Here is a 4464-nt window from a genome sequence, read left to right as displayed (position 1 = left end):
CGACCGTAAGACCGCGTTCGCGCGGCAGGTGGCTGTGAAACGGGAACCCGGCACGGCTGCGGCCGGTCAGACCGGGAGCGCCACCGCATCGACGGCGGCTGCGAGACGAAGGCTCACTCATGCTTCACAACTCGCAACGGTCGATGAGACACGCCATGCCGTTACCCCGTGTAACGCCAAAGCCCCCACCCCCTCACATTTTCATATAGCCGGCGGTCGCACCCACCCCAGGTGATACCAATAGTGTCCGGTCATATACGGCCATGACGGGATCGGTACGAGAACGGGGAGGCTGCGCGGGTGGACGTGTCAGGGCTTGTCCGGCGCGGCAAGGCGGCGGCGCGGGCGACGGTGCAGGCGGCGAACCGCCAGCGCCATCCGGTGCGATGGGGGAATCTGCGCCGGACCAGCCCGTTCTCCGCCTGGTACGGCAACGAGCGGGGGCGGCCGGTCGACCGGCACTACATCGACGGCTTCATGGCCGCCCACCGTGCGGACTACACCGGCAACCGGGTGATGGAGGTGAAGAACCCCCATTACAGCGCCCTGTACGGGGCGCCGGCCGAGCTGGCGATCGTCGACATCGACCCCGACAATCCGGACCTCACCCTGCACGCGGACCTGAACAAGGTCGGGAGCCTTCCTCCGGGGGCCTACGACTGCGCGATCGTCACCCAGGTCCTCCAGTACGTCGACCCGCAGGCGGCGTTGGCGAATCTCTGGCAGTCCCTCGCCCCCTGCGGCGTCCTCCTCCTCACCGTCCCCGCCCTCGCCCGGCTCGATCCCCATGACCGGGATTCCGATCTGTACCGATGGACTCCCGCGGGGCTGCGCGCCGAACTCACCGCGGCCGGCCTGCCCGACGACGACGTGCGCGGCCACGGCAACATCCTGGCCGCCGTCTGCGCGCTCCAGGGCCTGACCGTGGAGGACGTTACGGTGGCGGAGTTGGACGTGGTGAACCAGGACTTTCCCCTCACCGTATCCGCCCGCGCGGTGAAACCGTCCTGATCTGGCAAGTCCCTGTCCCTCTACTTGCAACGGGTACATGTACCCACGCCGGGAGAATCGACCCCGCGCCGTCGCATCACCCCAGGTCACAAACCCAGGCCGACTTCTGGAACCCCGCAGGTCTCCACCGGGCCCGGAATGGTTCACTGCTGGCAGACAGGGGCGTAGCGCCCTGATCCCGGGAGTCGATCAACAAAGGGGAGCAGTAATCAGAAATCGTACTGTCGTCGTGATGGCTCTGGCCGGCGCAGTCGCGGCAGCCCGCAGGATCTCGACCGGTCCTCGTCGGGGACGTGGGTGTAGGCGTCGGTGACGTCGCGCGGCGGATGCCCTAACCCTTTCCTGTACGGTCCGCCGGGGTAGAAGCGTTGAGTGGGAGTGGCGCAGATCGTGCACCATCCACTCAGGATGCTCCATCCCGAGCGACGGCAGCTTTGAACGCCAGGTGGCCGGCCTGGAGTGAATCGTCCCGGATTTCATCCCGTCTTCTTGGTGACGGCGTCACCCGGCCGCGCTGGGAGTCTGGCCGGCGGTCTCGCTGCCGCTCGTCCCCCGCGGTCCTCCAGACGAGCTCACCCCGCCATCCTCCTGCTTCGAGGAGGCGATGTCTGCCATGGTCAACGTCACTGGTTCCGAAGATCCCGTATCGCCCTGCGCTACAGAGGTCTCGATGATCCTCATGTCTCGCAGGAGTCCGACAGACAGGGCTCAGCCGCCCGCCAACTCCGGTGGCGGACGGCTGCGCTGGGTGGGCCGGTCAGCCGTTCTGCTGGTGCCAGTGGTAGACAAGGACCAGGTTGACGATCGTCAGCACGGCGAGGGCGAGGCCGAGCTTCCGCCAGCCGGTCACCCCGAGGGCGACCACACCGACGGCGAACCACGCGGCCTGGAACGCGGGGAGCGCGCCACCGTGCAGGGTCACGGTCGCGGACGGGGCGCCGAACAGCGACCAGAGGACGACCATGACGACAACGCAGCCGAGCGCCGCGCCCGCCTTCAGCCATCGACCAGCGCTCACAGCCTGGTAGCCCCACAGGCCCACCGCCGCGTAGACGGCGAGCTCGAGCAGGAATGCCACCGCGAGATTGGTGTGCTTGGCAGCGCTGAGGATGGGACTCTCCCTTCGAAGCGCGGCCGCCGGGGCGCCGCGAGCACCCCGGCGGCCACCAGGGTGACTTAAAATCGCCGATCAGTCACCATTCTGGCATGTCGAGCACTTCGAACACACCGACGTGTAAGGTGCCAGAACTCAGCCACCGGTGTTGACCTGGCTTTTTAGAGGTTTTCTCAGGTGGGGAGTTTCTTCCAGCAGGTGATCGCGGCGGCGAGGCAGAGGAACCCGAGGAAGTTATGGCCGTCGCGTTCGTAACGGACGGTCAGCCGGCGGTAGCCGCCCAGCCACGCCAGTGTTCTCTCCGCCTTCCACCGGTACCGGCCGAGACGTTCGCTGCTCTCCACGCCGCGCCGGGCGATGCGTACGGTGATGCGGCGCCGGCGTAGGAAACGACGTAGGTCCGGGTAGTCATAGCCCTTGTCCGCCCGCAGCGTCGCGGGCCGGCGTCGCCGCGCCCCCCGCCGGGACCGGATCGCAGGAATGCTGGCGACCAGCGGGATGAGGGCCTGGCTGTCGTGCCGGTTCGCCCCGGAGACCGCCACGACCAGCGGCAGGCCGCCCGCGTCGGTCAGAACATGAATCTTCGAGCCGGTTTTGCCACGATCGACCGGATTGGGACCGGTCAAACTTCCCCCCTTTTCGCCCGCAGGCTGGCCGCGTCCACGATCACCGACGACCAACCGACGACCAGTCGACGCGCCCGGCGGCCCCGTGGGCGTCGAGGATCGCCCGGTGCAGCCGAGGCCACACGCCCGCCCGGGTCCAGGCCTGGAACCGCCGGTGCGCCGTGGGCACCGGCACCCCGAACTCGGTCGGCAGATGCCGCCGGGCACAGCCCGCGGTCAGCACATAGACCACCGCGGTGAACACCGCCCGATCCTCGATCGGCGCGGTCCCACCACCCTGCCGGCGGGACTCGAACCGGGGCAGCAACGGTTCCACCCGCTCCCACAGATCATCCGGGACCAGCCGCAGAGCAAGGCTGCTCTCCATCACATCCATGATCAGATATGTACCCGGCGCAGCCCCACACGAGACACGCTCGTAGAACTCGGAGCGGTGCAACCATCAATCCGCGCGATCGGACGGCAGATCCGGACTGAAGTGCTCGCCGAGCAGGTACAGGTTGGTAGTGCCGTACGCGTCGCCGCTGGCCAGCCATCGTCCGTTTCGGGAAAGAGCCAGCGACCACGCCTCACCGCGGTTGCCGGCCAGCTTTTCGATCCGACGCGGCACACCCGGATCACGGAGGTCCCAGAGCAGGATCGCCGGTCCGTCAACACTGGCCACAAGTTGACCGCTGTCGCCGATGGCCACAGCAAGTACATTATGGCGGTGCGGGAGCGTTTAGATGCGAAACGGCGCATTTGTGTCTGCGATGTTCCATATTCTGACGGCAACCTCGTCCGCCACCGCAAGCAGGCGACCATCAGGCGAGAACGCGAGAGAGCAGATCATTGCATCATGTCTGAGAGAGGCAATCTGCCGCGGATTTGCGGGATCACTCATATCCCAAAGAATGACAGATCGATCAGCACCTCCCGTGGCCAGTACTCCACCCGGCGAAAATGCGACGGCTAGCACCGACATCCGGTGACTGTTCAACGTAGCTCGGCGGACAGGAGCTGTGGCATCCGCGACATCCCAAACCGTGACGGGCGCTGGGCCGCCACCCCATAGTCTCGAACGATAGCCGCTCCCAACAGCAACATGATTGCCATCCGAAGAGAATGCGAGCGCCTCGACTGTCATCCGCTGGTTGTCCAGAGTCGCGCGCCGAACCGGAGATGACCAGTCTGCGATATCCCACAGCGTCGTGACCCGCCCGAGTCCGCCGGCTGCCAGCAGATCATTTCCCGTGGAAGACGCCACCGCATGAACCCTGCCCCGCTGTGTGATCGCGGACCGCAGAACTGCCGCGGCAGGATCTGTGATGTCCCACAGCGCCACCGTCCGATCGGCACTACCAGTAATCAGCAACCTGTCATCCGCCGAAAAGACCACCTGTCCGATCCCGAGAACAGCTGATCCCAGGGCCATGCGTGCAACTCGCGGCGCCGAGCTCCGATAACGGGGTCTTCGAAGTTAAGCGGGGTTGAGGCGGCGGGGTCAAATGGTCGTAGCGACGCCTCGATAGGATGATCGTGTTGGCGTCGAGGGGCTGGATGGTGGATGGGTCGGCGGGAGAAGTTGACGATCGAGGAGCGGGAGGTTATTTCCCGCGAGTTGGGCAAGAATCGTTCGGCGCGGTTCATCGCGAAGGCGCTCGGCAGGCATCACTCGGTGATTTCGAGGGAGATCGAGCGTAACGGCGGCGAGAATGTGTACCGGGCGGTGGA

General features: G+C 66.2%; 5 protein-coding genes and 1 pseudogene. 2 read left to right on the top strand and 4 right to left on the bottom strand.

Features of this window, described 5'->3' with window-relative positions; translation table 11 throughout:
* The first annotated feature begins 300 nt into the window (after positions 1–300).
* On the top strand, positions 301–1011 hold the full coding sequence (locus NBZ85_RS28115) for a class I SAM-dependent methyltransferase (RefSeq protein ID WP_261559424.1): 711 nt from the start codon (positions 301–303) through the stop codon (positions 1009–1011).
* Positions 1012–1768: 757 nt separating this feature from the next.
* On the opposite strand, the gene NBZ85_RS28110 is transcribed toward NBZ85_RS28115, so the two are convergent.
* The 4 genes and pseudogenes from NBZ85_RS28110 to NBZ85_RS33445 all read right to left on the bottom strand — a co-directional run bounded on the left by NBZ85_RS28110 (position 1769) and on the right by NBZ85_RS33445 (position 4165).
* Positions 1769–2089, bottom strand: coding sequence for a YrdB family protein (locus NBZ85_RS28110; RefSeq protein WP_261559425.1), 321 nt, complete (start codon positions 2087–2089; stop codon positions 1769–1771).
* A gap of 209 nt (positions 2090–2298) precedes the next feature.
* A pseudogene (locus tag NBZ85_RS28105) lies at positions 2299–3118 on the bottom strand (IS5 family transposase).
* 75 nt (positions 3119–3193) lie between these two features.
* Positions 3194–3442 (bottom strand): hypothetical protein, encoded by a 249-nt coding sequence (locus tag NBZ85_RS28100; RefSeq protein WP_261559426.1) that lies wholly within the window; start codon positions 3440–3442, stop codon positions 3194–3196.
* 30 nt (positions 3443–3472) lie between these two features.
* Entirely contained in the window at positions 3473–4165 is a 693-nt protein-coding gene (locus NBZ85_RS33445) for a WD40 repeat domain-containing protein (protein ID WP_368861453.1), read from the bottom strand.
* A 132-nt stretch (positions 4166–4297) separates the two neighbouring features.
* On the opposite strand from NBZ85_RS33445, the gene NBZ85_RS28095 reads away from it, so the two are divergent.
* The coding region (locus NBZ85_RS28095) for a helix-turn-helix domain-containing protein (protein WP_261561665.1) at positions 4298–4464 on the top strand (167 nt) is incomplete at its 3' end.

The organism is Frankia tisae, from assembly GCF_025403405.1.
GTDB classification, from domain to species: domain Bacteria; phylum Actinomycetota; class Actinomycetes; order Frankiales; family Frankiaceae; genus Frankia; species Frankia tisai.
The sequence above is the reverse complement of the archived record's forward strand: the minus strand, read 5'-3'. Positions and strand labels throughout refer to the sequence as shown.